The organism is Acetobacter pasteurianus subsp. pasteurianus LMG 1262 = NBRC 106471 (genome assembly GCF_000285275.1).
GTDB lineage: Bacteria > Pseudomonadota > Alphaproteobacteria > Acetobacterales > Acetobacteraceae > Acetobacter > Acetobacter pasteurianus.
This window is the reverse complement of record NZ_CADO01000066.1, coordinates 1-5,149: the sequence shown is the minus strand read 5'-3', so window position 1 is coordinate 5,149 and position 5,149 is coordinate 1. Positions and strand designations below refer to the sequence as shown.

The following is a 5,149-nucleotide window of genomic DNA, read 5'->3' as shown; positions in this document are numbered from 1 at the left end:
CATTAGCCGCTTAAATCAGATAAAAAACGTCTCCACAAAACCCGGGGCAATTCACCAGTCGGGCCGGCAAGCGCGTTCGCGCCATAGGCGAAGAGGACCAGTATAAGTGCCGAAGGCAGGGTGAACCCCGCCCACGCCGCAAAACCGCCTGCATAACCGGCCCGCATCAGGCCAATGGAAAATCCCACCTGGCTGCTCGCGGGACCGGGCAGGAACTGACACAGCCCGACGAGATCGGCATAGGCGCGCTCATTGAGCCACCGGCGTCGGACGACGAATTCGTCCCGGAAATACCCGATATGCGCGATCGGCCCGCCGAAGCAGGTGACGCCCAGCCTGAGAAAGATGAGGAGCACCTCAAGAGCCGACCCCGGTCTTTCTGGTCCCACGCCACGCGGCACGATCGTCATTGGGTCGATACTTTCTTATTTTCCCGTTCGACAGGAGACAATTCCCATGAACCGGCATTCATGTGGAGCTGCTGATGACAACAAAAAATCATCACTTCTGGCTTGTTGGCGGCCCAGCATCACGGTGTGCCCAGTCATACAATCAGACAGGATACTGACCGCCTCACTGACGGAGCAAGAAACACTGCGGCAACATGCGCCCGAGAACTTTGTCCTTCAGGACGAACTGATGAAAAAGCGCCGCCGCGCCATGGCCTGTCGCAAAGCCCATGATCAGCCAGGCGTTCCACTCATGCAGCGTGTGAAGCCACGTCACGGTTTCCGCCGGGAACCGTGCAAACGGGGATGGGATCAGGAGGCCGAAAAAACTCATCGTCTGCCCGGCACCCCATCGCCAGAGATAGCCCAGCAAGATTTCCGCCAGAAGCAGCACATAGAGCGTGTACTCTGCTCCAAGGGCGAATACCCGGTCCACAGGCACGAGAAGGTCCGACAGATGCCGGCCTTTCGTCAGACGCCAGACAATGCGGAACACCATAATTGCGGTCAGCAGGATGCCGGCTGTCAGATGCGCGACCACCATCAGATGATGGACGGGTTTTGTTGGCCAGTTCCAGGTTTCGCCAAGAGCAAACTGAAGCAGCACCAGAAAGGCCGTCATCCAGTGAAGGATGATCGTCGGCCTGTCGTAACGCAGCAGGCTATCTGTGATGTCCGGCGTTGAATAAGGCATATACGTCTCGGCAAAAAAGAACCCTGAATCCACTTCCGTATCATGCTTACCTGACAGGATTCTGAACAGAACAGATTTTCCTAAAACATAAATAATATTGAAAATAACTCGCAATATCAGAATGAAATATCTGTTGTCGCGGCAAATGATGCATCTTAACCTTTATTTGTATTCACCAGAAGCAGCAGGTCATCTTATGTCGCGTCTCCATCCTTTGGCCGAACGTCATGCCGTCGAGAAACTGGGATGGCTGCGTGCGGCTGTTCTCGGCGCCAATGACGGAACGCTGTCGACCGGCAGCCTCATCGTCGGCGTTGCCAGTTCTCATGCGACACGCGGCAGCATTCTCGTCGCGGGACTGTCCGCGCTTGTCGCGGGCGCCCTGTCCATGGCGGCGGGCGAGTATGTCTCGGTCAGTTCCCAGGCCGATTCCGAACACGCCGACATCGCCCGCGAGAAACAGGAACTGGTCACGGACTGGGAGGGCGAAGTCACCGAACTGGCCGGGATTTATCAGAAGAGAGGGCTGGATAAAGACCTCTCGCGCAAGGTCGCCGTTGCCCTCATGAAGCATGATGCGCTCGGTGCCCATGCAAGGGATGAACTGGGTCTGTCCGAGGCCACAGCGGCACGACCCATACAGGCGGCATTCGCCTCGGCAACCGCCTTTTCATCCGGAGCACTACTGCCTGTGCTGGCGGCGGTTCTGACGCCCGGGGCGTGGGTGTCCTGGGGCGTGTCCCTGACGTCCGTCGTGGTTCTCGCTGTTCTGGGGGTCGTTGGCGCGATTGCCGGCGGCGCAGCGCCTCTGCGCCCAGCACTGCGTGTGACGTTCTGGGGTATTGTGGCAATGATCGTCACGGGCGGGATCGGCCGCCTGTCCGGCGTGTGAAGCCGCGTTCCAAGCTCTGAACGAGGCATGTCCTAGGTAGTCTTGACTTCATCCCATATATCCGTGATCGTCGATTTATGGATACAGAATCCGCACTCTCGGCCCTCAACGCGCTGTCCCAGTCCACGCGGCTGGAGATCTTCCGCCTGCTGGTGGGCCACGAACCGGACGGGCTGCCCGCCGGAGACGTCGCGCGGCATCTCGATGTCCCGCAGAACACGATCTCGGCCCATCTTGCCACCCTGACCCGTGCCGGCCTGCTGACCTCGCAGCGCCACAGCCGGCTGATCGTCTATCGTGCGCGCCTTCCGCGCTTGCGCGACCTGATGCTCTTCCTCGTAAGAGACTGCTGTGCGGGCAGCCCCGAACTCTGCGCGCCCCTGGTCGCGAACCTGTCCTCCTGCTGCCCATCCCGGGAATCCTGCCCATGACCATCACGATCTACCACAACCCGGCCTGCGGCACCTCGCGCAACGTGCTGGCACTGATCCGCAACAGTGGCGAGGAGCCCCGGATCATCGAATATCTGAAAACGCCGCCGAGCCGGGCCGAACTGGTCGATCTGATCGCCCGTATGGGGCTTCCGGTGCGCTCGGTCCTGCGGGAAAAGGGCACGCCCTTTCACGAGCTCGGCCTCGATAATCCGACCCTGACGGACGATACGCTGATCGACGCCATGATCGCACACCCGATCCTGATGAACCGGCCGATCGTCGTCACCCCCCTCGGTGTTGCGCTCTGCCGTCCGTCCGAGGCGGCTCTGGAAATCCTGCCCAACCCGCAGCGGGGCGCTTTCGTCAAAGAGGGCGGCGAGAAGATCGTCGATGAATCCGGAAAGCGGATCTCCTGATGCTGGCTCTTCTGCTTTTCGTTGTCACGCTGGTTTTTGTCATCTGGCAGCCTCGGGGGCTGGGCATCGGCTGGAGCGCAATGGCAGGTGCCGCCGTGGCCTTGGCGGCTGGCGTGATCCACTGGCATGACATTCCTGTCGTCTGGCACATCGTCTGGGACGCGACCTTCACCTTTATCGCGCTGATCGTCATCTCGCTGTTGCTGGATGAGGCAGGGTTCTTCCATTGGGCCGCCCTGCATGTGGTGCGCTGGGGCAAAGGGCGAGGCCGGACGCTATTCCCGCTGATCGTGGTGCTGGGAGCGGCCATTGCAGCGGTTTTCGCCAATGACGGCGCGGCGCTGCTGCTGACGCCCATTGTCATCGCTATCCTGACGCAACTGCGCCTGAGCCATGGCGCGGCGCTGGCCTTTATTATCGCCACTGGGTTCGTCGCGGATACCACCAGCCTGCCGCTTGTCATTTCCAACCTGGTGAACATCGTCAGCGCCAATTTCTTTGGCATTGCGTTTGATCGCTATGCCGCGATCATGGTCCCCGTCGATCTGGTGGCGCTGGGCGCGACGCTGGCTGTGCTTTGGCTGTGGTACCGGCGGCAGGTGCCTGCGACCTATCCCGTCGCCGAACTGCCAGCACCCGCTGCGGCAATTCGTGACCACCATGTATTTCGGGCGGCATTTCCGCTGCTGGTCCTCGTTCTGGCGGCCTATTTCCTGACAGCGCCGTTTCATATCCCGGTCTGTGTTGTAGCCTGTCTGGCCGCCGGAACCCTGTTGCTCGTCGCCGGATATGGCCGGGTGATCCCTGTTCGCAAGGTGCTGATGGGCGCACCATGGCAGATCGTGATCTTCTCGCTGGGCATGTATCTGGTGGTGTATGGCCTGCGCAATGCCGGGCTGACCGACTACCTTGCGGCCGCACTGGTCTGGCTTGGCCATCAGGGGCCGTTCATCGCCACCATCGGCGCCGGCTTTCTGGCGGCTGTTCTGTCGTCCATCATGAACAATATGCCGAGTGTGCTGGTCGGGGCACTGGCGATCCAGCAGGCGCACGACATCACGCCGCTGACACGCGACCTGATGGTCTATGCCAACATCATCGGCTGCGACCTCGGGCCGAAATTCACGCCGATCGGCAGTCTCGCGACACTGCTCTGGCTGCATGTGCTGGCGTCCAGGAACCATCGGGTCACGTGGGGGCAATATATGAAGGTGGGTCTGGTGATCACACCTCCCGTCCTGCTGGTCACACTCCTGGCGCTGGCCCTGTGGCTGCCTCTAATCAGCCAGCCGTAATGCATGAATGGACCGATATCACAATGACTGAACCTGACTTGCCGGCCCTTCACCCCGAATATCTTGAACAGATCGATCTCGCGCGGCTGGAACCGCAACCGCGTGTGGACCATCCGCCGCGTATCCTTCTGCTCTATGGCTCTTTACGCCCCCGATCCTTCAGCCGGTTGCTGGTGCTTGAGGCAGAACGCATCCTGAAGGTGCTGGGGGCCGAGACACGGGTGTTCGACCCGACCGGCCTGCCGGTAGCGGATTCCGTGCCCGCAAGTCATTCGAAGGTGCGGGAACTGCGGGAACTCTCGATCTGGTCTGAAGGCCAGGTCTGGTGCAGCCCCGAACGGCACGGCAACATCACTGCCGTGTTCAAGAACCAGATCGACTGGTTGCCCCTGACCGAAGGCTCGATCCGCCCGACGCAGGGCCGCACGCTGGCGGTCATGCAGGTTTCGGGCGGATCGCAGAGCTTCAATTCCGTCAATGCCCTACGGGTGCTGGGCCGGTGGATGCGGATGTTCACCGTCCCCAATCAGTCCAGCGTGCCGATGGCCTATACCCAGTTCGGTGACGATGACCGGATGAAGCCATCCCCCCTCTATGACCGGATGGTAGATGTCATGGAGGAGCTGATGAAGTTCACATGGCTGCTGCGCGACCGGGCCGACTACCTCGTTGATCGCTACAGCGAACGCAAGGCGGAATTCCGTCTCCCGGAAAGTCTGTGAGCCGGGCAATGGCGGAACAGTTCGATGTTGTGATCGTGGGAGGCGGTCAGGCGGCCCTCGCCGCGTCGTATTTTCTACGACGGACCGGACTGCGTTACGTCATTCTTGATAACGGGACGCAGGCGGGTGGTGCATGGGTGCATGGCTGGGACTCCCTGCATCTGTTTTCACCCGCGTCCTACAGTTCGCTGCCTGAATTGCCCCGGGTTTTGTGGAGACGTTTTTTATCTGATTTAAGCGGCTAATG

At 60.5% G+C, this 5,149-nt stretch carries 7 protein-coding genes and 1 pseudogene; 6 read left to right on the top strand and 2 right to left on the bottom strand.

What is annotated here, in order from left to right; all coding sequences use genetic code 11:
* Positions 1 to 2: 2 nt before the first annotated feature.
* Positions 3 to 410: a chromate transporter gene (locus tag APA10_RS09630; RefSeq protein WP_035367598.1), complete on the bottom strand. Its 408-nt coding sequence runs from the start codon at positions 408 to 410 to the stop codon at positions 3 to 5.
* Positions 411 to 573: 163 nt separating this feature from the next.
* Positions 574 to 1,143 (bottom strand): cytochrome b, encoded by a 570-nt coding sequence (locus APA10_RS09625; RefSeq protein ID WP_035366635.1) that lies wholly within the window; start codon positions 1,141 to 1,143, stop codon positions 574 to 576.
* A 196-nt stretch (positions 1,144 to 1,339) separates the two neighbouring features.
* Here APA10_RS09625 and APA10_RS09620 point away from each other — a divergent pair, with 196 nt between their 5' ends.
* The 6 genes and pseudogenes from APA10_RS09620 to APA10_RS14625 form a co-directional block, all read left to right on the top strand.
* Complete coding sequence (locus APA10_RS09620; protein WP_035366633.1) at positions 1,340 to 2,035, top strand: VIT1/CCC1 transporter family protein; 696 nt, start codon at positions 1,340 to 1,342, stop codon at positions 2,033 to 2,035.
* Positions 2,036 to 2,112: 77 nt separating this feature from the next.
* A complete protein-coding gene (locus APA10_RS14630; RefSeq protein WP_080587148.1) occupies positions 2,113 to 2,466 on the top strand; it encodes an ArsR/SmtB family transcription factor in 354 nt (117 codons plus the stop codon).
* Complete coding sequence (gene arsC, locus APA10_RS09610; RefSeq protein ID WP_003631074.1) at positions 2,463 to 2,885, top strand: arsenate reductase (glutaredoxin); 423 nt, start codon at positions 2,463 to 2,465, stop codon at positions 2,883 to 2,885. Before APA10_RS14630 ends, arsC begins: the two co-directional genes overlap by 4 nt.
* Entirely contained in the window at positions 2,885 to 4,180 is a 1,296-nt protein-coding gene (locus APA10_RS09605; protein WP_003631075.1) for an arsenic transporter, read from the top strand. The genes arsC and APA10_RS09605 overlap by 1 nt, the downstream gene beginning before the upstream one ends.
* Before the next feature lie 23 nt (positions 4,181 to 4,203).
* Positions 4,204 to 4,902 (top strand): arsenical resistance protein ArsH, encoded by a 699-nt coding sequence (arsH, locus tag APA10_RS09600; protein ID WP_035366636.1) that lies wholly within the window; start codon positions 4,204 to 4,206, stop codon positions 4,900 to 4,902.
* A gap of 8 nt (positions 4,903 to 4,910) precedes the next feature.
* Positions 4,911 to 5,105 (top strand): annotated as a pseudogene (locus APA10_RS14625) (NAD(P)-binding protein); the annotation flags it as partial.
* Positions 5,106 to 5,149: the final 44 nt, after the last annotated feature.